Genomic DNA, 21,741 nt, shown 5'->3' with positions numbered 1-21,741 from the left:
TGCACCTTATTTCGGCGGTCCCGACCCCCTCGGGACCGTCCGCCGTGTCCAACTCGGATTCAGCCGATCGGGGAGAGTTCGCCGTCCACTTCGGTGTACTCGGCCCCGGTCAATGGGCACACCCAGCGACCGTCCTCGGCACGCAGGGGGGCACCGGCCTTGCCGACCCACCCGATGCGGCGGGCCGGGACGCCTGCCACCAAGGCGAAGTCGGGCACGTCCTTGGTGACCACCGCGCCCGCGGCGACCGTCGCCCACGCGCCGATGCGGACCGGCGCGATGCACACCGCGCGCGCGCCGATCGAGGCGCCCTCGGCGATGGTGACGCCGACCGGCTCCCAGTCCGAAGCGGACTTCAGCGAGCCGTCGGGGTTGACCGCGCGCGGGTAGGTGTCGTTCGTCAGCACCGCGGCGGGGCCGATGAACACCCCCGCGGCGAGCTCGGCGGGCTCGTAGACCAGGGCGTGGTTCTGGACCTTGCAGTTGTCCCCGAGGCGCACGGCAGGCCCGATGTAGGCGCCGCGCCCGATGATGCTGCCTGCGCCGATCCGGGCGTTCTCCCGGACTTGGGCGAGGTGCCAGACCTTGGCGCCCTCGCCGATCTCGGCGGTGTCGGCGACGTCGGCGCTGTCGGCGGTGAACGACACGGGTGCCCTCCCTCAGGCCTTGCCGATGACGCGGTAGGCGACGCCCGGCCAGCGGTCGGCCGAGCTGACCCGCCGCCCGTCGACGACCGTGCGGACGCCGGGCAGCTGGGCCGGGCCGAACTCGCGGTACTCGGCGTGGTCGGCTTGCACGACGGCGGCGTCGACCTCCTCGCCGACGTGGTAGGGCTCGAAGCTGAGCTTGCGCAGCTCGTCGTCGGTGTAGAGGGGGTCGTGCACCAGCGGGGTCGCGCCGCGCTCGCGCAGGGCGGCGACGGTGGCGAACACGCCGGAGAACGCCGTCTCCTTGACCCCGCCGCGGTAGGCGGCGCCGAGCACGGCGACGCGGGCGCCGTCGAGGGAGCCGTGCGCGCCTTCCAGCAGGCCGATGGTGTAGACGGGCATGCCCGCGTTGGTCTCCCGGGCCGCCCGCACGACGGTGGCCTCCGGGTCGTTCCACAGGTACAGCCGCGGGTAGACCGGGATGCAGTGCCCGCCGACGGCGATGCCCGGCTGGTGGATGTGGCTGTACGGCTGGGAGTTCGACGCCTCGATGACCTGGTAGATGTCCACGCCCGCGGTCGCGGCGAAGCGCGCGAACTGGTTGGCCAGGCCGATGTTGACGTCGCGGTAGGTTGTCTCGGCGAGCTTGGCCAGCTCGCTGGCCTCGGCCGAGCCCAGGTCCCACACGCCGTTGCCGCGCGGCAGGTCGGGGCGCTCGTCGAAGTCCAGCACCGCCTGGTAGAACTCGACCGCCTTGGCCGCGCCCTCCGGCGAGAGCCCGCCGACGAGCTTGGGGTACTTGCGCAGGTCGGCGAAGACCCGGCCGGTGAGCACGCGCTCGGGGGAGAAGACGAGGTGGAAGTCGGTCCCCTCGGTCAGGCCCGAGCCCTTCTCCAGCATCGGCTTCCACCGGTTGCGGGTGGTGCCGACGGGCAGGGTGGTCTCGTAGGAGACCAGCGTGCCGGGCGTCAGGTGCCGGGCCAACTCCTCGGTGGCGGCGTCCATCCAGCCGAAGTCGGGGCGGGCCTCGTCGTCGACGAACAGCGGGACGACCAGCACGACCGCGTCGGCGCCGGGCACGGCGTCGCCGTAGTCGGTCGTGGCGCGCAGCTTGCCCGCCGGGACGAGGGCGGAGAGCTTCTCCTGCAGGTGCGCCTCACCGGGGAACGGCTCGACGCCCTGGTTGACCAGCGCCACCACCTCGGCGTTGACGTCGACGCCGACGACCTCGTGCCCCTTGTCGGCGAACTGGACGGCGAGCGGGAGCCCGATCTTGCCGAGGGCGATGACTGCGATCTTCACCGAAGACGGTTCCTATCCTGACGACGCACGGCGGTGCCGCGAGACTACCTGCCGCCCATGAGCCGGTTCAGGTCGCCGTAGGGGTGGGCGGCGGCGATGGCGGTGAAGGTCCCCGCCGACCGGATCTCCTCGGCGGCCGCGACCAGCGCGCCGAGCGCGGCCCTGGCCAGCCCCGACCCCAGGCTGATCCGCCGGGCGCCGAGTCCGCCCAGCTCAGCGACCGACATCCCGGCGGCGGCCCCGGTCGCCAGCACGTTCACCGGCTTCCCCACGGCCCGGCACACCGCCGCGATGGCCTCGGCGTCGGGGAGGGCGGGGGCGTAGAGGACGTCCGCGCCCGCGGCCTCGTACGCCCGGAGCCGGGCGATCGTGTCGTCGAGGTCGGGCCGCCCGCAGAGGAAGTTCTCCGCCCGCGCGGTCAGCAGGAACGGCAGCCCCTTCGCCGCCTCCGCCGCCACCGCCACCCGCTCAACAGCGGCGTCGAGGTCGAGGACCTCCCCGTCGACGGCATCCTCGATCGACCCACCCACCAGCCCGACCGCCGAAGCCCGGCGGATCGTGTCGGCGGGGTCGTCGAACCCGTGGCCGAGGTCGGCGGTCACCGGCAGATCGGTCGCAGCCACGATCTCCGCCGCATTGGCCACCGTGTCCTCCAGCGTGCACGCCCCATCCGGCACCCCCCGCGCGAACGCAAGCCCCGCACTGGTCGTAGCCAACGCCCGAAACCCAACCGCCCCCAACACCCGCGCCGTCCCCGCATCCCACGGATTCGGGATGACGAACGGAGCCTCGTGCAGGGCTGTGAACTCCCGAAACTTCCTCACCACACCATCCACACCCGCACCGTACTCCCGCGAAGTGACGATCTCGGGAAATCCGAGGGTAAACGTGGGTCAGTCTTGACACCACAAAGCCCCAGGCGGTTGACCTGGGGCTTTGTGGGCAGCTAAGGGTCGAACCCAGAACATAGGGAATTGCCTCCCCCGGTCCGGGGTTGCGTGTCTGGTCGTGTGTCGGGGGGCCTGAAAGCTGCCACAAGGATGAGGCCGTCAGCTACCGAACGTGACGGTCTTGGCGGTCAGGAGCAGTTGCCGTAGCTCGACCCGCAGGACCGGGCCGCTTGGGTGCTTGCTGTCCCGTACCAGGCCAGCCGGGTGCACCTCTACGCAGTTGCTGGCCCCATCCGAGCGGGCAGTCTTACGCCATCGCGTCTTATCCATTCGATCCTCCGATGTTGTCGATGCGCCTGCGGAGGATTCTCATGGTCTCGTCATCGTCGGCAGCGAACGATCACCAGAACCGGTCGATGTCACCGCAAAGGCTAATACGGCAGCAAGGCCGGAAGGGCGACAGGCCCGCTGTGGAGCCGGTCGTGCCTGGGTGGGCGGGGGTGATGGTCGCCCGCCGCGCCCTCGCGGCCGCGCACGACGGGCCGCTCTTCGGCACCGACGACGGGTGGCTCGATCCCTCGAACATGACCAAGTGCCTGCGCTACGCGCTCACCGCGGCCGGGATGCCCGAGGTGAGCAGCCACACCTGGCGCAAGCCGGTGGCCACGATCCTCTACGCCGCCGGGTGCTCGGTCGAGGAGATCGCCGCGGTCCTCGGCAACACGGTGGAAGTGGTCGAGCGCCACTACATAGAGAAACGCGGCCGCTCCCCAGGTCACGGCCGCCCTGGCCGCTGCGCTGGAGGGCGCGTTCGGCCATCCTGACGCAAAGATGACGCAGACCGGGTGGCAGTTCGAGATCGGGTGCTAAGCAACCGCCGTTGAGCAGGCTAAAGAGTGGGCCGCCTGGGGCTCGAACCCAGAACCTACGGATTAAAAGTCCGCAGCTCTACCAATTGAGCTAACGGCCCGCGCCCTCATCCTAACGGGGTGCTGTGGCGGGGGTTGGGGCGGCTTGCAGGGTGGTCAGGAGGGCGGTGGTTGTGGCGTGGTAGCGGGTGATGGCGGCTTCCTTGATGTGTTCGTAGCCGCGGATGTCCTCCGGGGCCGTGGCCAGGGCCAGGACCGTTGCGCGGGTGTCGGGGGTGAGGTGGGGGAGGGCGGTGCGGATGGTGGTCATGTAGGTGGGGATGAGGGAGCGTTCGGATTTGCGGAGGGGGGCGTGGGCGAAGGGGTCGTACCACTTGCCGCGGATGGGGCGCAGGGCGCGCAGGGCGCGGAAGGCGGGTTTGGCGGTCCGGCGGAGGGTGATCTTGCGGCGGAGGCCGAGGGCGCGCAGGAGCGGGGGGTGGAGGGCGTAGGCGACCTTGGTGCCGGGGCCGAACACCGCCTCAGCGGACGTGTCGGCTAGGTGCAGGCGGGCGACCTCGTACTCGTCCTTGTACGCCATCAGCTTGTGCAGGCTGCGCGCCACCGCCGTCGCCACCTCGATGTCCGTTGACGCCACCTCGCGGACGAACTCCAGGTACGTCCGCGCGTACGCCAAGTCCTGGTAGGCGACCAGGTCGGGGACGCGGATCTCCAGCAGGCGGCGGAGTTCGCCGGTGAACTCGTCCAGCGGCAGCGGCTGGGGGACGGCCTTCTCCGGGGCCGCGGGGCCGACCAGCCAGGACGGGTCGGCGATCGCCGCTCGGCCCGCGTGGAAGGCGGTGATCGACATCTCCACGCCGGTGCCGTTGAGGCGGATGGCCTCCTCGATCGCGGCGGCCGACAGCGGGATCAGCCCGGCCTGGTAGGCCGCGCCGACCACCAGGAAGTTCGCCGCGACCGTGGTGCCGAACAGGCGCTCGGCCAGGTCGAGGGCGTCGAAGGCGCGCAGGGACGCGGTGCGGGAGGCGATCGCCGACAGCAGCTCGTCGCGGCCCGGGTACGACACCGCCACGTCCGCGACCATGCGGCCGGTCGGCACCTCCGAGGTCGACACGATCGCCGCCGTCCGCTCCGGCGAGCAGCGGCCCAGGTTGGCCGGGGCGGTCGCGCCGAGGGCGTCGAACACCAGGTACGCCGACGCGCCGCCCGCGGGGACCAGGCCGGGGTGGCCGGTCGGCGTCGGGGTGATCCGCAGGTGGGACACCACCGCGCCCGCCTTCTGCGACAGGCCCGTCTGGTCCAGCCCCCGCGCGTCGAGGCCGCTGAGCAGGGCGGCCGTCGCCAGCACCTGGTTGACGGTGACCACGCCCGTGCCGCCGATCCCGACCATCACCAGCTCCGCCGACGCAGGCAGCTCCGGGTCGGGCGCAGGCGGGATCGCGGCCAGCTCGCGCCGCACCGGCTTGCCCGGCGTCACGGTCATGAACGACGGGCAGTCGCCCAGCAGGCAGGAGTAGTCCTTGTTGCAGGAGGTCTGGTCGATCTGCGTCTTGCGCCCGAACTCGGTGTCCACCGGCTCGACGCTCAGGCAGTTCGACTTGCGGCCGCAGTCGCCGCAGCCCTCGCACACCGCCTCGTTGATGTGGACGCGGGTCACCGGGTCGGGGGCCTTGCCGCGCTTGCGCTTGCGCCGCTTCTCCGCCGCGCACTCCTGGTCGTAGAGGATCACCGTCACGCCGCGGACCTCGCGCAGCTCGCGCTGCACGGCGTCGAGCCGGTCCCGGTGCTCGACGCGGACCCCGGGCGCCCACCGGGTGCCGCGCGGGTACTTGCCGGGGTCGTCGGTGACCACGACGGTCCGCACGACGCCCTCGGCGTGCAGCAGGCGGGTGACGGCGGCCGGGTCGATCGAGCCGTCGGCGTGCTGGCCGCCGGTCATGGCCACGGCGGCGTTGTAGAGCAGCTTGAAGGTGATGTTGGTGCCCGCGGCGACCGCCTGCCGCACGGCCAGGCTGCCGGAGTGGAAGAACGTGCCGTCGCCGAGGTTCTGGAAGAAGTGCGGGGTGCCGGTGAACGGCGCGGCGCCGACGAAGCTGACGCCCTCGCCGCCCATCTGGGTGAACCCGACGCTGCGGTCCATGAACGTGGTCAGCGCGTGGCAGCCGATGCCCGCGCCCGCGAGGGACCCGTCGGGCAGCTCGGTGGAGCGGTTGTGCGGGCAGCCCGAGCAGAAGTACGGCGTGCGGTTGACCGGGGTCAGCGTGAGCGCGGGCGGGCGCGGCCGCGGCGGCAGCTCGACCCCGACCCGCTGGGCGAGGAACTTGCCCAGCGTGCCGATCAGCCGGTCGGTCTCCAGCGCCCCGTGGACCGGGATGAGCGCCGAGCCGTCCGGCCCGCGCTTGCCGTAGACCGCGGGCCGCACGGCCCGGTCGTACAGCGCCTCCTTGACCAGGGTCTCGACGAAGGCGCGCTTGTCCTCGACGACGACGATCTCGGCCAGCCCGTCGGCGAACTCGACCAGGGTCGCCCGGTCGATCGGGTGCAGCATCCCCAGGCGCAGCAGCCGCACCCCGCGCCGCTCCAGCTCCGGCCCGGTCAGGCCCATGCGGTCGAGGGCGTCGAGCAGGGATGCGTAGTTGTGGCCTGCGGCGATCAGGCCGATGCGGGCGTCGGCCGCGCCGGAGATCTGGTTGAGCCCGTTGGCCCGCGCGAACGCCTCGGCCGCGGCGAGCCTGCCCTCCAGCACCTCGTGCTCCAGCGCGATGGCCTCCGGGATGCCGACGCCGGGCTTGTGGGTGGGCCGCCACGCCCGCCCGTTCCACTCGAAGGGCGGCGCGACGACCTCGGGGCGCGCGCCGAGGTCGACCACCTCGTAGGCGTCGCCGATGTTGGTCACCACGGTGAACCCGACCCAGCTGCCGCAGAACCGCGACAGCTCGAAGCCGTAGCGGCCCAGCCGGACCACGTCGGCCACGTCCACCGGCGCGAGCACCGGCAGGTAGGACTCGGCCAGCGCCATCGCCGAGTTCGACGGCAGCGACGAGGACTTGCACGCCGGGTCGTCGCCCGCGGCCACCAGCACGCCGCCGCGCGGGGTCGTGCCCATCCAGGTGCCGTGCTTGAAGGCGTCGACCGAGCGGTCCACGCCGGGGGCCTTGCCGTACCAGAGGCCGAACACGCCCTCGTAGGCCGGGTCGGGCAGCTGCGGGGCCAGCTGCGAGCCGTAGACGACGGTCGCGCCCAGCTCCTCGTTCACCCCGGGGATGAACTTGATGTCGTGCTCGGCCAGCAGCGCGGCGTTGCGCTCCAGCACCAGGTCGAGCCCGGCCAGCGGGGAGCCGCGGTAGCCGGAGACCAGCCCGGCGGTCTTCCAGCCGCGGGCGGCGTCGGCGCGGCGCTGCTCGACCAGCAGCCGGGCGAGGGCCTGCACGCCGGTCATGGCGCCGACCCCGTCGGCCCGGCCCAGCACCTCGGCCGGGTGGTAGCCCTCCACGAGCGCCGTCATCGACCTCACACCCCTCCACGAACACCGCGCGCTTCCGGACAGACAATGCGGCTCGCTGAGCGAAATGCAATACTCCCGCCGCGAACTTGAGCAGATCGCTCAGAAGCGCTCGGAGCAGGGCGGGGAGGTTGAGCAGGATGGCCGACTGGAGCCGCCTCGACCTGCGGGTCATCCGCGAGCTGGTGGCCAGCCCGCGGGTGGGCATCACCGAGCTGGCCCAGCGCCTCGGCGTCGCCCGCAACACCGCCCACGCCCGGGTCGCCCGGCTGGAGCGGCGCGGGGTCGTCGGGCAGCGCGGCCGGTCGGTGGACTACACCGCGCTCGGCGTCGAGGTGACCGCGTTCGTCACCATCCAGGTCGCCCAGGGCAGGCTCAAGGGCGCCGTCGACGACCTGGCCGCCCTGCCGTACGTGCTGGAGGCGCACGGCATCGCAGGCGACGGCGACCTGCTGGTGCGGGTGGCCGCGCGCAACACCCGGCACCTGCACGAGGTGATCAACGGCGTGCTCGCCTGCCGCGGGGTCATCCGCAGCACCACCGCCGTCGCGATGACCGAGCAGATCGCCTACCGCATCGCGCCGCTGCTCGACGACTTGGAGCGCGCCACCCCGGACCCCGAGTGAGTTTCACGAAAACCACCCGCTCGTCCGGTTCCGCGGGGTAACCTCCGGCCCGACAGGGGCGGGAGGGGGAGCGGATGGGCGCGTTCGTCAGCACTGCGCTGAGCTTCCCCGTCGTGGTGCTGAGTTTCGCGCTCCTCGTCGTGGTCGGCTATTGGCTGCTCGTCCTCATCGGAGCGTCCGATGTGGAGGCTTTCAACGAGGTCGACGCGCTGGGCCTGGGCGGCGTGCCCGCCACGGTCGCCCTGTCCATCACCATCATCGTCGCCTGGTTCACGAGTCTGGTGGTCACCGTGATGCTCGACGGACTCGACCCGACGCTGGTGACCGTGCTCGGGATCGCCGGGCTGGCCATCGCCGCGGTGGTCGGGCTGCTGGTCACGCGCCTGGTCCTCATCCCGCTGCGGAAGCTGCTGCCGGACGCCCCGGCCGCCTCCCGCCACGACTTCGTCGGCCTGCTCTGCGTGGTGCGCACCGGGCGGGTCGACGCGACCTTCGGCCAGGCCGAGGTCACCGCGGCCGACGGGTCGTCGGCCATCGTGCAGGTCCGCCAGGCAGGCGACGACCCGCTGCCCGCGGGCCGCACGGCCGTCATCTACGACTACGACGCCGACGGCGAGTTCTTCTGGATCGCCCCGGTCGACCTCGACTCCACAAGGGACTGATTCATGGAACCGATCTCCATCGGCGCGGGCATCGCGATCGGCGCGCTGCTGCTGCTGGCCATCGTCGGCTTCTTCGTCGTCAGCAGGCTCTTCCGCAAGGTCGAGCAGGGCAAGGCGCTGATCGTCTCCAAGGTCCGCAAGGTCGACGTGACCTTCACCGGCGCTGTCGTGCTGCCCGTGCTGCACAAGGCCGAGCTGATGGACATCTCGGTCAAGACGATAGAGATCCACCGGGCCGGGCGAGACGGGCTGATCTGCCGGGACAACATCCGCGCCGACATCCGGATCACCTTCTTCGTGCGGGTGAACAAGACCGTCGAGGACGTCATCAAGGTCGCCCAGGCCATCGGCACCGCCCGGGCCAGCGACGAGACCACGCTGCAGGCGCTGTTCAACGCCAAGTTCTCCGAGGCGCTCAAGACCGTCGGCAAGCACCTGGACTTCGTCGACCTCTACACCAAGCGCGACGAGTTCCGCGACCAGATCATCCGGGTGATCGGCACCGACCTCAACGGCTACAGCCTGGAGGACGCCGCGATCGACTACCTGGAGCAGACCCCGCTGTCCTCGCTCGACCCGGCCAACATCCTCGACGCGCAGGGCATCCGCAAGATCACCGAGCTGACGGCGATCGAGCACGTGCGCACCAACGAGTACCAGCGCCACGAGGAGAAGGAGATCACCAGGCAGAACGTCGACGCCAAGGAGGCGATCCTGGAGCTGCAGCGGCGCCAGGCCGACGCCGAGATCAAGCAGAAGCGCGAGATCGAGACCATGCGCGCCCGCGAGGAGGCCGAGATCGCCAAGGTGCAGGCCGAGGAGCGGCTCAAGGCCAACACCGCGCACCTGCGCACCGACGAGGCGCTGGGCATCCAGACCGAGAACCAGCAGCGCGAGATCGCCGTCGCGGCCAAGAACCGCGAGCGGGTCATCGCCATCGAGTCCGAGCGCATCGAGAAGGACCGGCTGCTGGAGGTCATCTCCCGGGAGCGGGAGACCGAGCTGTCCCGGATCGCGGCCAGCAAGGAGGTCGAGGTCGAGAAGCGCTCGGTCGCCGAGGTGGTCCGCGAGCGCATCGCCGTGGACAAGACCGTCGCCGAGCAGGAGGAGACGATCAAGCGGCTGCGCGCGGTCGAGGAGGCCGAGCGCAAGCGCCAGGCGCTGGTCATCCAGGCCGAGGCCGAAGCCCAGGAGAACCTGGTCAAGGACATCAAGGCCGCCGAGGCGGCCGAGGCGGCGGCCAAGCACAAGGCGCGCGAGGAGCTGATCCTGGCCGAGGCCCGCCAGCAGGCCGCCGAGCTCGACGCCCGGGCCAAGATCCGGCTGGCCGAGGGCGAGCAGGCCCAGGCCGCGGCCGAGGGCCTGGCCCAGGTGCAGGTCCGCGAGCGCGACGCCGCCGCGGTGGAGAAGGTCGGCCGGGCCGAGGCCGCGGTGGCCAGGGAGAAGGCGCTGGTCGAGGCCGAGGCGATCAAGGCCAAGCTCAAGGGCGAGGCCGAGGGCCTGACCGACAAGGCGGGCGCGATGGCCGCGATGGACCAGGTCACCCGCGAGCACGAGGAGTACCGGCTGCGGCTGGAGGCGGAGAAGGAGATCCGGCTGCGCGGCATCGCCGTGCACAAGGAGGTCGCCGAGGCGCAGGCGATGGTGCTGGCCGCGGGCCTGGAGAAGGCCGACATCGACATCGTCGGCGGCGACACCCTGTTCTTCGACCGGCTCGTCGGCGCGGTCGGCATGGGCAAGGCCGTCGACGGGTTCATGGACCACTCCGACACCGCCCGCACGCTGGCCGGGCCGTGGCTCAACGGCGAGGCCAGCTTCACCGACGACCTCAAGGGCATGCTGGGCGCCTTCTCCAGCGACGACCTGAAGAACCTGTCGGTCTCGGCGCTGCTGCTGAAGATGATCAACTCCGGCGGCGGGGACGCGGGCAAGCTGCAGGAGCTGCTCGGCCACGCCCAGCGGCTCGGGGTGGCCGACGCACCGGTGGCGACGCTGGCCGCGCGGTGACCGAAACCCTCGGCGCGCAGCTGGACGCGGGCACCTACGAGGTCCTGCGGGCCCGGCTCGGCGAGCAGGCGGCCGAGCTGGCCAGCCGGGCCGACGAGCTGAACACCCGCAGGCTGGCGGTCTTCGGCGGGGCGCAGATGCGGCTGGTCGGCACCGACCGCATCCGCACCGAGCACAACTGCGTGCCGCGCGACATCGTGCAGGTCGGCGGGCTGATCCTGTTCGGCTACAACGTCTTCATCGGGCTCAAGCCGGAGACGACGGTCGCCGACGTGTTCGGCCTCTACCGCTTCGCCCGCGACGGGGACGCCTTCCGGTTCGAGCAGGCCGACCCCGGCGAGCTGCCCGGGCTGCTGGCCGACCCGGGGTTCACCCGCGACTTCGGCGAGCTGTACCGGTACTACCGGCAGACCCGGCTGCTCCAGCTGCGCAGCCTCGACGCCAAGCTGCTCGCGGTCTTCCAGACCGGGCCGCGCACCGCCGACGCCAAGGTGCTGCGCTGGTCGACCAACCCGGTCGCCTACCTGGACAACCGGGGCGAGCGCGACCACGTCTTCCCGCCTGCCCACGACTTCGAGTGGGTGGAGACGACCCGCGCCGACCACGTGCTCGGCCGGTTCCCGCACATCTCCATCCTCGGCAAGGTGTTCGTGGAGACCGTCGGCGGCAACCTGACGGTCAAGGTCGAGGACAACACCGAGACCGGCGAGGGGGTCTACGCCGAGCCGGTCGCCGAGAAGCTGCAGAGCCTGGCCGACGCCGACGTGCACTACGCCGAGGTCGGCTCGCTCATCCTGATCCGGGTCCGGCCCTACAACGAGCCGGAGTGGCGGCACCTGGTCTTCAACACCCACACCAAGGCCGTCGTGCGGCTCGACGGCATCGGCCAGGCGTGCCAGCGGCTGCCGGAGGACCAGGGGATCATCTTCCCCGGCGGGTACTACCTGGCCACCGGCGTGCACCGGACGTTCGACACCGACGTCGCCGACCTGGAGTACGAGCGGGTGATCCGCTCGCCCAACGGCGAGGACGTGCTCTACGCCTTCCACGCCCGCGCCGACGGCCGCACGCTGCTGCTGCCCTACAACGTGATCCGCAAGGAAGTGGCCGCGCCGCTGGTCTGCCACGGGTACTCGCTGTTCGACGACGGCACGCTGGTCGCCTTCCGGGCCACGTCGGAGGAGCCCACCCGGGTGCACCCGATGCAGGTCTGGCAGACGCCCTACCAGTCCGACACCTACGCGGCGCGGCAGCCGGTCGGGTCCGGGCCGCTGGAGCGGGTCGGCAACCCGGACCTGGTGCGCGGCATCTCCGACTGCCTGTCGGTGGCCAGGATGGTCGAGGAGATGGCGCCCTCGATCCCGGTCTACGAAGCCCTGATCGCCGCCTGCGCGCGGGCGTTCGACCACTACCACTGGCTCGGCGACCCGGAGCTGGGCGACCTGCGCGAGCCGCTGGCGGCGATGCGCGCCACGGCCGAGCAGGTGCTCGACGAGTTCGAGGCCGTGCAGGCGCTGACCGCCCAGGCCGCGGCCTCGCTGGCCGAGGTCGCCGAGTCGGTCGGCGCGCTGGTGCGGGTCGTGCGCGGTGAGGCCCCGAAGTCCGCCGACGACTGGGTGGGCCAGCTCGCGGCGCTGCGCCGCGCCCAGGGGCGCGTGGTGACCCTGCGGGACCTGCGCTACATCGACCTCGCCGCGGTGGACGAGCTGGAGCGCTCGCTCACCGGGGAGCTGGACTCGGCGGGCAGGCGCGCGGTGGAGTTCCTGCGCGGGCCGGACGCCTTCGCCGCCTACCACGAGCAGGTCGAGGCCCTGACCGCCCAGGCGGCCGCGCTGGCCACCGTCGCCGACGCCGAGCCGGTCGCCGAGCGGCTGGCCGCGCAGGCCGAGGGGCTGGAGGTCGTCACCGAGGTCGTCGGCGGGCTCGACATCGCCGACGCGACCGTGCGCACCGGCATCCTGGAGCGCGTCGGCGAGGTGCTGGCCGGGGTCAACCGGGCCAGGGCGACGCTGCGCGCCCGCCGCTCGGAGCTGCTGGCGCTGGAGGGGCGCGCCGAGTTCGCCGCCGAGTTCGCGCTGCTCGGCCAGGCGATCACCGCCGGGCTGGCCGCCGCGGACACCCCGGCGCGCTGCGACGAGCAGCTCGGGCGGCTGATGCTGGCCGTGGAGAACCTGGAGTCGCGCTTCGCCGAGTTCGACGACTTCCTCGCCCAGCTGGTCGACAAGCGCACCGACGTCTACGAGGCGTTCTCCGCGCGCAAGCAGGCCCTGCTCGACGAGCGGGCCCGCCGCGCCGACCGGCTGGCTGGCTCGGCCGAGCGGGTGCTGGCCGCCGTCCGGCGGCGGGTGTCGGCGCTGGCGTCGGTCGAGGAGATCAACACCTACTTCGCAGGCGACCCGATGGTCGCCAAGCTGCGCTCGGTCGCCGAGGAGCTGCGCGCCCTGGACGACCAGGTGCGCGCCGAGGAGCTGGAGGGCAAGGTCAAGGCGGCCCGGCAGGAGGCCGGGCGGTCGCTGCGGGACCGCCAGGACCTCTACGGCGCCGACGGGGAGACCCTGCGGCTGGGGCGGCACACCTTCGCGGTCAACACCCAGCCGGTGGACCTGACCCTGGTGCCGCACGACGGCGGCCTGGCGTTCGCGGTCACCGGCACCGACTACCGCGCGCCCGTGCGCTCGCCGGAGTTCGCCGCGACCCGGGAGTTCTGGGACCAGCTGGTGGTGTCGGAGTCGGCGGAGGTCTACCGCGCCGAGCACCTGGCGGCCTCGCTGCTGGCCGAGGCGGGGGGCGCGCTGCAGGCGGACTCGCTGGCCGACGCCGTGCGCGCCGCCGCCGAAGCCCGCTACGACGAGGGCTACGAGCGCGGCGTCCACGACCACGACGCGACCCTGATCCTGCAAGCGCTGCTGCGGCTGCGCGCGGGCGCCGGGCTGCTGCGCTACCCGCCCGCCGAGCGCGCGGCGGCCCAGCTGTTCTGGACCTTCTGCGCCGACGAGGCCGCCAGGGCGCGGTGGTCGGTGCGGGCGTCGTCGCTGGTCAGGGCGCGGACCGCGTTCGGGAGCGCCCCGGCGCTGGGCGCGCTGGTCGCCGACCTGGCCGAGGTGCTGCGGGGCGCACTCGACCTGCCGGTGGACTTCGACCTGGCGGCGGAGTACCTGGTCGAGGAGCTGGCCGACGGCTCCGCGGGGTTCGTCACCAGCGCTTCGGCCCGGTCGCTGGTCGAGCGCTTCCACGCCTCCCTCGGCGCCGAGGACGAGCGCCGCTTCGCCGAGGACGTGCGGGCGCTGGAGGACTTCCCGACCCGCCACCAGCTGGTCGCCGCCTGGTACGAGGCGTTCGCCGCCGACGCGCCGGATCTGGCCGAGGCCGTGGCCATCGAGCTGTGCGGCGACCTCATCACCAGGCACGACTCGTCGGCGGCGCTGTCGGAGCAGGTCGGCGGGCTGCTGGGCACGCACCCGCGGATCACCGACCGGGCGCTGACCGTGCGGCTGGACGAGTTCCTGGTGCGGACCGCGCGGTTCCGCACCACCCGCGTCCCGGCCTTCCGGGCCTACCAGCAGGCGCGCGGGGCGCTGGTGGAGGCGGAGAAGCGGCGGCTGCGGCTGGCGGAGTTCCAGCCGAAGGTGATGAGCGCGTTCGTGCGCAACCGCCTGCTCGACGAGGTGTACCTGCCGCTGATCGGCGACAACCTGGCCAAGCAACTCGGCGCGGCGGGCGCGGGCAAGCGCACCGACCAGATGGGCCTGCTGCTGCTCATCTCCCCGCCGGGCTACGGCAAGACGACGCTGATGGAGTACGTCGCCAACCGGCTCGGCCTGGTGTTCGTCAAGGTCAACGGCCCCGCGCTGGGGCACGCGGTGACCTCCGTCGACCCCGCCGAGGCGCCCAACGCGACCGCGCGGCAGGAGGTCGAGAAGATCAACTTCGCGCTGGAGCTGGGCAGCAACGTCCTGCTCTACCTCGACGACATCCAGCACACCAACCCCGAGCTGCTGCAGAAGTTCATCCCGCTGTGCGACGCGCAGCGCCGGATGGAAGGCGTGTGGGAGGGCGCGACCCGCACCTACGACCTGCGCGGCAAGCGCTTCGCCGTCTGCATGGCGGGCAACCCCTACACCGAGGCGGGCCAGCGCTTCCGGGTGCCGGACATGCTGGCCAACCGCGCGGACGTGTGGAACCTCGGCGACGTGCTGTCCGGGCGCGAGGAGCTGTTCGCGCTCAGCTACGTCGAGAACGCGCTGACCTCCAACCCGGTGCTCGCGCCGCTGTCCACACGCGACCGCGCCGACATCGGCCTGTTCGTGCGCATGGCGCGCGGCGACGGCAGCGCGCGGGCCGACCAGCTCGCCCACCCGTACTCCGCGGTCGAGGTCGAGCAGATCGTCTCGGTGCTGCGCAAGCTGCTGCGGGTGCAGGAAGTCGTGCTGGCCAACAACAAGGCCTACATCGCCTCGGCCGCCCAGTCCGACGCCGCCCGCACCGAGCCGCCGTTCGGGCTCCAGGGCTCCTACCGCAACATGAACAAGCTCGCCGAGCGCATCGTCCCGGTCATGAACGACGCCGAGTTGGAGGCCGTCATCGACGACCACTACCTCGGCGAGGCCCAGACCCTGGCCGCGGGCGCGGAGGCCAACCTGCTCAAGCTGGCCGAGCTGCGCGGCAGGCTGGACCCGGCGGCGGCCGCCCGCTGGGCCGAGGTCAAGGCCGCGTTCCTGCGCACCCAGGCCCTCGGCTCCGCGGGCGACGACCCCATCACCCGCGCGGTCGGGGCGATGGGCCTGCTCGCCGACCGGGTGGGCGCCATCGAGGCGGCGATCACCCGGGCGGCAGGCCGCTAGTACCGGGGCGGGTAGGGCATCGGCGGCGGGTAGGGCGCGAACGCGGGCTTGGGCGCGCGCGTCCACGCGAACGTCGGCGGCAGCAAGGACATGACCAGCGTGACCAGGGCGAGGATGAACCCGAGGATCATCAGCGCGTTGACGTAGCCGCCGGAGAGGACGAGGAACATCAGCAGCATCGCCAGGACCAGGAACGCGCCGATCGCGGCGAGCACCGGACCGGCGACCACCCGGGCGAAGGTCATGATGGCCCCGGCGAGCAGCAGCAGCGACGCCAGCGGGAATCCGATGAACGGGACCACGCCCACGCCGGTGAGGCAGTCGAACCCGCAGCCGTCGAGCACGAACGCGGCCTGCCAGAAGATGTTCCAGCCCGCGAAGGCCAGCAGCAGCAGGGCGAAGACGCCCGCGGTGATGGCCGTGCCGCCGCTGGGTCGCGGGTGCGGCGGGAACGGCGGCGCCCACGGTCCTGGGGGCGGCGGGTAGTAGGTCACGGCGGTCATTCTGCACCGCTGACCAGCGCGACCGCGCCGGAACGGGCGGATCGGGCTAGCGGGCCGCCGCGGGCTGGTCGACGCGGTGGTCCAGCAGCCAGGACATGTCCCGGGTGGGGAGCATGCGGATCGCCAGCAGGAGCAGCAGCCGCCCGAAGACGCCGGGGGCCTTGGCGTCGCCGTTGCGCTTGCCCATGCGCACGACCTTCTCGACCCGGGCGCGGCGCAGCCGCTCGTAGCGGGCGAAGGCGGTGGCGGGGTCCTCGCGCAGGCAGCGGGCGAGGGTCACCGCGTCCTCCACGGCCATCGACGCGCCCTGCCCCGCGGCGGGCGAGGTAGCGTGCGCGGCGTCGCCGATGATGATCATGCGGTCGCGGTGCCAGGTGGGCACCGTGGGGAAGTCGTAGGTGGGGTACGGGCGCATGATGTCGGCGGTGCCGTCGATGATCGCCTGGGCGGGCAGGTCGTCGCCCGCGTAGACCTCGCGCAGCCGCGCCCGCCAGTCCCCGCCGAGGTCGGCCGCGGTGGGCTCGGCCTTGTGCGGGATGTTGGCGAACCACCAGACCGAGCCGTCGGGGTGCGGGAGGTAGGCGAAGAACGCGCGCCTGCCGAATCCCATGTAGGCGGTCCCGACCTCGCCGGGGACGCGCACCCCGCGGGCGTAGCCGCCGGTGTTGAGCAGCGGGACGTAGCGCGGGGCTGGCGCGGCCGGGTCGATGATCGTGCGCAGGGTCGACCGCAGGCCGTCGGCGCCGATGATGAGGTCGCCGGTCGCGGTCGTGCCGTCGGCGAAGCGGGCGGTGCCGTCGGCGGCGTCGACCAGCCGCTTGCCGTACTCGACGGGGATGCCCTGGCGCTCGGTCTCCGCGCGCAGGACCTCGTACAGCGCGGCGCGGGTCAGGGTGACGGTGGTGGGCCGGTCGGGGTGGGCGCTGGACATCGGGAACCAGCCCAGCTCCCGCGAGCCCAGGCCCAGCCGCATGCGCGGGGTGGCGAAGCCCGCGGCGGCGACCCGCCCGGCGAGGCCGAGGGTGTCCAGCGCGGCCAACCCGTTGCTGGCCAGCGTCAGGAACGCCCCCACCCCGTCGGCGGACTCCCCGTACGCCTCGAACACCACCGGCTCGAACCCGGCCTGCCGCAGCGCCAGCGCCGCCACCGGCCCCGCGATGCCCCCACCAATGATCAGCACTCGTTTAGTCATGACATCACTATACATATGGTTGCTAACCATGCAATGACTGTTCATGTGATGGCTATCGGGGTGGGCTGCCGGGGTCCGGCTAGGGTCGGGGCATGGCAAGGACGCGGTCGCCGCTGGCGCTGGTGCTGCTGGTGCTGCTCGCCGAGGAGCCCGCGCACCCGTACCGGATGCACGAGCTGATCCGGTCGCGCGGCAAGGACCGGGTGGCCAACGTGGCCTCCCGCAACAGCGTCTACCAGGCCGTCGAGCGGCTGGAGCGGCTCGGGCTGATCAAGGTCCGCGGGGTGGACCGGGAAGCGGGCAGGCCGGAGCGGACCGTCTACGAGCTCACCGCCGAGGGCACCGCGACCATGCTCGACTGGCTGCGGACGATGCTCGCCGAGCCCGCCGTCGAGTACCCGGAGTTCCCCGCAGCCCTGGCGTCGCTGCTGATCCTCTCCCCCCGCGAGGTGGCCGACCTGCTCGACAAGCGGGCGGCCGCGCGCGAAGCGGCCCTCGACGCCGCAGTGGCCGAAGTGGACGGCCTGGGCCTGGCCCGCCCCTTCCTGCTGGAGGAGGAGTACGCCCAGGTCGTCGGCCGCGCCGAGGTCGGCTGGCTGCGCCAGGTCGTGGCCGACCTGCGCAGCGGCGAGCTGACCTGGCCAGCGCCCTAGAGCAGGAGCGCGATCATCGCCGCCATGCCCGTGGACATGGCCACCTGCGCCCACGCCGCGCGCCGGGTGCAGGTGAGGATGTCCCGGCTGCCCGGGCGGGTCATGGCCCGCAGCATCGGTGCGGTGGTGGCCAGGAGGGCGACCACCAGCGCCCAGCCGAGCAGGGGGGCCGCGGCCTGGCCGGTGTGCGGGCCCGGCGTCCAGGCGGCCGCCATGGCCGTCGGCGAGTGCGGCACGGCGACCAGCATGTAGAGCATCGCCAGCGCGGCCAGGGCGTGGTGCAGCGCGCTGCCGTGCCAGCCCGCGGGGGCGACCGGGTGGCGCAGGCCGTGCGCCCACGCGCCGATGAACCACGCGGTGATCAGCACGAACGCGGTCTGCCACGCGGCCATCGGCAGCGGCCCGCCGACCGGGGAGGCCATCACCGCCATCCCCAGGCCCATGAGCACGTGCGCCACGTCGACCGCCCGGTGCCGCCCCGGGTACGCCTCCCGCGAGGCCGCCGCGACCAGCCGGGCGACGCCGTACCCGCCGACGGCCAGGAAGCCCGCGACGAGGGTCCAGGCCAGGATCAGCACCCCTCGACCGTCCCAGCGGACCGGGATGACGCGCCAGAGCGCGACCGGGCGATCGCGTAGCGCAGCGGCGTCACCGACGGTGGCGGAGGTCCACCGGGAGGGGCTAGGTTCACCCGGTGAAGGGACCTGGCATCACAGGCGGATAACGCCAGGGGGAAGCGGGCGTCGGGCGGGTGATCGTGCTGTTGACTGGGAACCCGTGGGAGCACCCGTGGTGACCGAGGCCCCGCCCGCCCGGGCGCGGGCCGCGCTGGGCCGCACGACGACGACGCCGGGCAGGCTGTCGGTCGCCGCCGCCGCGCTGGTCGTCCTCACCACCGTCGCGGGCGTGTTCGCCGCGCTCACCCTGCAGGACAAGAAGGACACCCTCGACGACCTCGTGGCCCACCGCGAGCCGCTGACCGCGGCCGCGCAGCTGATCTTCCGGTCGCTGTCGGACGCCGACGCCACCGCGGCCAGCGCCTTCCTCTCCGGCGGCGCCGAGCCCGACGACCTGCGGGCCCGCTACGAGTTCGACATCGCCCAGGCCGGGGCCGCCCTGGGCAAGGCGTCCTCCGACGTCGGCGCGGACTCCATGGCCGCCCAGCAGGTCGACATCCTGTCCCGCCAGCTCCCGGTCTACACCGGCCTGGTCGAGACCGCCCGGGCCAACAACCGGCAGGGCTTCCCCGCTGGCGCGGCGTACCTGCGCGAGGCGTCCGGGCTGATGCGCTCGCAGATCCTGCCCGCGGCCGAGAAGCTCTATGAGATCAACTACCAGCGGCTGACCACCGCGCAGGAGGACGCGCGCTCCTTCCCGTGGGTCACCGCGGCGCTCACCCTGGTGCTGATCGCCGCGCTCGTGGTCACCCAGCTCTGGCTGACCCGCAAGACGAACCGGCTTATCAACGTCGGCCTCGCCGCGGCGACCGCGGCGGTCGCCCTGGCGCTGATCTGGGGGACGGTCGCGCTGCTGGTCGAGTCCTCCTACGTGCGCGACGCCGAGCGCAACGGCTCGCAGCAGGTCGACCTGCTCGTCCAGGCGCGGATCAACTCCCTCAAGTGCCGCGCCGACGAGACGCTGACCCTGGTCGCGCGCGGCGACGGCGCGGCCTACGAGCGGGAGTGGGCCGAGCTGGCCCCGACCCTCGCGGGCGAGGGCAACCTGCTCAGCCGGGCCGCGGCGGCCGCGTCGACGCCTGCGCTGGCGGAGCCGATCACCGAGGCGGTGCGCAACGCCGAGGCGTGGGTGGCCGCGCACGGGCGCATCCGCGAGCTGGACAGCACCGGCCAGTACGAGCAGGCCGTCGCGCTGGCCATCACCGACACCCCGGACAGCGCCGCCGCCGCGTTCGCCGCGCTCGACCGCAACCTGATCACCGCGCTGGACGCCGGTCGGGCGGAGTTCGTCACCCAGACCAGCCGCGCGGCCAACGCCCTGACCGGGCTGGTGCCGGGCGTGGTCGTGCTGGCGCTGATCGCGGGGGTCGGCACCACCCTGGGCATCCGGGCACGACTGCGGGAGTACCGATGAGGCGCGTCGCGGCGGCGGTGGCCGCCCTGGTGCTGGCGGGCGGCTGCTCGGCCCCCGGCAAGCCGGTCGACCTGGCGACGGTGACCGCGGGCGACCGCCCGCTGCCGGTCGGCGTCGAGGTCAACCCGCCCGCGACGACCGGCGCGGCCCAGCCGTCGGACTGCGACCCGACGGCCAGCCTGCGCCCGGGCGCGCTGCCCGCCGCCCGGCAGATGCCCGAGGGCTCGACCATGCAGAAGATCCTCAAGCGCGGCAGGCTCATCGCGGGCGTCGACCAGAACACCTACCTCTTCGGCTTCCGCGACCCGACGACGAACGCCCTGGAGGGCTTCGACATCGACCGCGCCCGCGAGATCGCGGCCGCCATCTTCGGCGACCCGAACAAGGTGCAGTTCCGCGTCCTGACCTCCGCCCAGCGCGTCGACGCCCTGAAGAACGGCGACGTCGACGTCGTGGTCCGCACGATGACGGCGACCTGCGCCCGCTGGGACGAGATCAACTTCTCGGCGATCTACTACGTCGCCGCCCAGCGGCTGCTGGTGGACAAGTCCTCGGAGATCACCGACATCAACCAGCTCGGCGGCCAGCGTGTCTGCGCGGCGAAGGGCTCGACGTCGTTGGCCCGCATGCGCGAGTTCCCGTCGCCGCCGGAGCTGGTCGCGGTGGACAACTGGAGCGACTGCCTGGTGCTCATGCAGCAGGGCCAGGTCGTCGGCGTGTCCACCGACGACACGATCCTGGCCGGGATGGTCGCCCAGGACCCGAACCTGAAGATGGTGGGCAAGCGCATCCACGAGGAGCCGTACGGCATCGGCATCCCCAAGCAGAACGAGGACATGGTCCGGTTCGTCAACGCGGTCCTGGCGAAGTCGATCGAAAGCGGCGCCTGGCAGCGCAGCTGGGACCGCTGGCTCGCCCAAGCAGGCGACCGCCCCACCCCGCCCACGCTGAGGTACCGCGACTGATGACCCAGTGGACCCCCCCAGACGACGACCCCACCCCACCCCACCCCAACACGCCCCAGCCCACCCCGCCCTCCCGCCCAGGCCCCCACCCCTCCCCCCGCCACCCCGCCGAGCAATCCCAGCCGGGCATGCGCCACGCGGGGGAGCCGTCTGGGTCGCGGCATCCCGCGGAGCAATCGCAGCCGGGCATGCGCCACGTGGGGGAGGCGACTGGGTCGCGCAATCCCGCGGAGCAGTCCCAGCCGGGCATGCGTCATGCGGGGGAGCCGTCTGGATCGCGGCATCCCGCGGAGCAGTCCCAGCCGGGGATGCGTCACCTGGGCGAGCCGTCGCAGAGCGGGCCGCGCAATCCCGCGGAGCAGTCGCAGCCGGGCATGCGTCATGCGGGGGAGCCGTCTGGGTCGCGGCATCCCGCGGAGCAGTCCCAGCCGGGGATGCGTCACCTGGGCGAGCCGTCGCAGAGCGGGCCGCGCCATCCTGCGGAGCAGTCGCAGCCGGGCATGCGTCATGCGGGGGAGCCGTCTGGATCGCGGCATCCCGCGGAGCAGTCCCAGCCGGGGATGCGTCGGGCGGGCGAGCAGTCGCAGCCTGGTCTGCGCCATCTCGGCACGCAGTCCCAGCCGGGGCCGCCTCCGCCTGGCCGACACCAGCCGGGGCAGCCGCAGCAGGGCCACCACCAGCCCGGCCCACCTCACCCGGGGCAGAGCCAACCGCAGCCCTGGCAGCACCCGGGCCAGCCCCAGCACCGCCCCGGCCCCGGAACGGGCTCGACCGGCCACCCCGCCCCCGGCAGCCACCCCGGCCCTCCACCCCACCGCGGCCAGCCCACCCCCGGACCGACCGGCTCCGCACCCCACCCCGGCCACCCCCGCCCCGCAGGGCCGCCCGCCCAGACCGGCTCGGCAAGCCACCCGGGCTCCAGCGGGCACCCGAGCCACCCCGGCCAGGCCGGTTTCGGCAGCCACCCCGGCCAGGCCAGTTCCTCCGGCCC

16 protein-coding genes and 1 tRNA gene are annotated in these 21,741 nt (G+C 73.0%); 8 read left to right on the top strand and 9 right to left on the bottom strand.

The genetic code is table 11. The features are described from left to right. Positions 1-59 precede the first annotated feature (59 nt). The 4 genes from ACWEPX_RS07700 to ACWEPX_RS07685 all read right to left on the bottom strand — a co-directional run bounded on the left by ACWEPX_RS07700 (position 60) and on the right by ACWEPX_RS07685 (position 3,169). Positions 60-647, bottom strand: coding sequence for an acyltransferase (locus tag ACWEPX_RS07700; RefSeq protein ID WP_451896296.1), 588 nt, complete (start codon positions 645-647; stop codon positions 60-62). Between the two features lie 12 nt (positions 648-659). After that, a complete protein-coding gene (locus ACWEPX_RS07695) occupies positions 660-1,949 on the bottom strand; it encodes a nucleotide sugar dehydrogenase (protein ID WP_451896295.1) in 1,290 nt (429 codons plus the stop codon). A 44-nt stretch (positions 1,950-1,993) separates the two neighbouring features. Beyond that, complete coding sequence (locus ACWEPX_RS07690) at positions 1,994-2,773, bottom strand: isocitrate lyase/PEP mutase family protein (RefSeq protein WP_451896294.1); 780 nt, start codon at positions 2,771-2,773, stop codon at positions 1,994-1,996. Positions 2,774-2,998: 225 nt separating this feature from the next. Beyond that, a complete protein-coding gene (locus ACWEPX_RS07685; protein WP_451896293.1) occupies positions 2,999-3,169 on the bottom strand; it encodes a DUF397 domain-containing protein in 171 nt (56 codons plus the stop codon). Positions 3,170-3,321: 152 nt separating this feature from the next. Between ACWEPX_RS07685 and ACWEPX_RS07680 the strand changes: the two genes are divergently transcribed. Then, complete coding sequence (locus ACWEPX_RS07680; protein WP_451896292.1) at positions 3,322-3,663, top strand: hypothetical protein; 342 nt, start codon at positions 3,322-3,324, stop codon at positions 3,661-3,663. 73 nt (positions 3,664-3,736) lie between these two features. On the opposite strand, the gene ACWEPX_RS07675 is transcribed toward ACWEPX_RS07680, so the two are convergent. Both ACWEPX_RS07675 and ACWEPX_RS07670 read right to left on the bottom strand, forming a co-directional pair. Beyond that, positions 3,737-3,809: transfer RNA gene (locus tag ACWEPX_RS07675), tRNA-Lys, on the bottom strand. 11 nt (positions 3,810-3,820) lie between these two features. Further along, positions 3,821-7,213 carry an indolepyruvate ferredoxin oxidoreductase family protein gene (locus tag ACWEPX_RS07670; RefSeq protein ID WP_451896291.1) on the bottom strand — a complete coding sequence of 1,131 codons (3,393 nt, stop codon included), beginning with the start codon at positions 7,211-7,213 and terminating at the stop codon, positions 3,821-3,823. Positions 7,214-7,350: 137 nt separating this feature from the next. On the opposite strand from ACWEPX_RS07670, the gene ACWEPX_RS07665 reads away from it, so the two are divergent. From ACWEPX_RS07665 to ACWEPX_RS07650, 4 genes are all read left to right on the top strand, one after another. Then, on the top strand, positions 7,351-7,836 hold the full coding sequence (locus ACWEPX_RS07665) for an Lrp/AsnC family transcriptional regulator (RefSeq protein WP_451896290.1): 486 nt from the start codon (positions 7,351-7,353) through the stop codon (positions 7,834-7,836). A gap of 74 nt (positions 7,837-7,910) precedes the next feature. Beyond that, positions 7,911-8,498: a hypothetical protein gene (locus ACWEPX_RS07660; RefSeq protein ID WP_451896289.1), complete on the top strand. Its 588-nt coding sequence runs from the start codon at positions 7,911-7,913 to the stop codon at positions 8,496-8,498. Positions 8,499-8,501: 3 nt separating this feature from the next. Further along, a complete protein-coding gene (locus ACWEPX_RS07655; RefSeq protein ID WP_451896288.1) occupies positions 8,502-10,505 on the top strand; it encodes an SPFH domain-containing protein in 2,004 nt (667 codons plus the stop codon). Continuing rightward, on the top strand, positions 10,502-15,346 hold the full coding sequence (locus tag ACWEPX_RS07650) for a DNA repair ATPase (protein WP_451896287.1): 4,845 nt from the start codon (positions 10,502-10,504) through the stop codon (positions 15,344-15,346). Before ACWEPX_RS07655 ends, ACWEPX_RS07650 begins: the two co-directional genes overlap by 4 nt. Here the strand turns inward: ACWEPX_RS07650 and ACWEPX_RS07645 are convergent. Both ACWEPX_RS07645 and ACWEPX_RS07640 read right to left on the bottom strand, forming a co-directional pair. Continuing rightward, the gene (locus ACWEPX_RS07645; protein ID WP_451896286.1) at positions 15,343-15,840 is read right to left on the bottom strand and encodes a hypothetical protein; all 498 of its coding nucleotides are present in this window, start codon (positions 15,838-15,840) and stop codon (positions 15,343-15,345) included. The two genes, ACWEPX_RS07650 and ACWEPX_RS07645, sit on opposite strands and share 4 nt — an antisense overlap. A gap of 55 nt (positions 15,841-15,895) precedes the next feature. Beyond that, on the bottom strand, positions 15,896-17,041 hold the full coding sequence (locus tag ACWEPX_RS07640) for an FAD-dependent oxidoreductase (RefSeq protein WP_451896285.1): 1,146 nt from the start codon (positions 17,039-17,041) through the stop codon (positions 15,896-15,898). Positions 17,042-17,133: 92 nt separating this feature from the next. Here ACWEPX_RS07640 and ACWEPX_RS07635 point away from each other — a divergent pair, with 92 nt between their 5' ends. Further along, positions 17,134-17,694 (top strand): PadR family transcriptional regulator, encoded by a 561-nt coding sequence (locus ACWEPX_RS07635; RefSeq protein WP_451896284.1) that lies wholly within the window; start codon positions 17,134-17,136, stop codon positions 17,692-17,694. Here ACWEPX_RS07635 and ACWEPX_RS07630 read toward each other — a convergent pair. Beyond that, positions 17,691-18,272, bottom strand: a complete 582-nt coding sequence (locus ACWEPX_RS07630) for a DUF5134 domain-containing protein (protein WP_451896283.1) — start codon at positions 18,270-18,272, stop codon at positions 17,691-17,693. The two genes, ACWEPX_RS07635 and ACWEPX_RS07630, sit on opposite strands and share 4 nt — an antisense overlap. A 199-nt stretch (positions 18,273-18,471) precedes the next feature. On the opposite strand from ACWEPX_RS07630, the gene ACWEPX_RS07625 reads away from it, so the two are divergent. Next, complete coding sequence (locus ACWEPX_RS07625; RefSeq protein WP_451896282.1) at positions 18,472-19,785, top strand: hypothetical protein; 1,314 nt, start codon at positions 18,472-18,474, stop codon at positions 19,783-19,785. Continuing rightward, complete coding sequence (locus tag ACWEPX_RS07620) at positions 19,782-20,750, top strand: glutamate ABC transporter substrate-binding protein (protein WP_451896281.1); 969 nt, start codon at positions 19,782-19,784, stop codon at positions 20,748-20,750. The genes ACWEPX_RS07625 and ACWEPX_RS07620 overlap by 4 nt, the downstream gene beginning before the upstream one ends. Positions 20,751-21,741 lie beyond the last annotated feature (991 nt).

This window comes from Actinokineospora sp. NPDC004072 (genome assembly GCF_053604195.1).
This window is presented reverse-complemented; position numbering and strand designations above follow the sequence as displayed.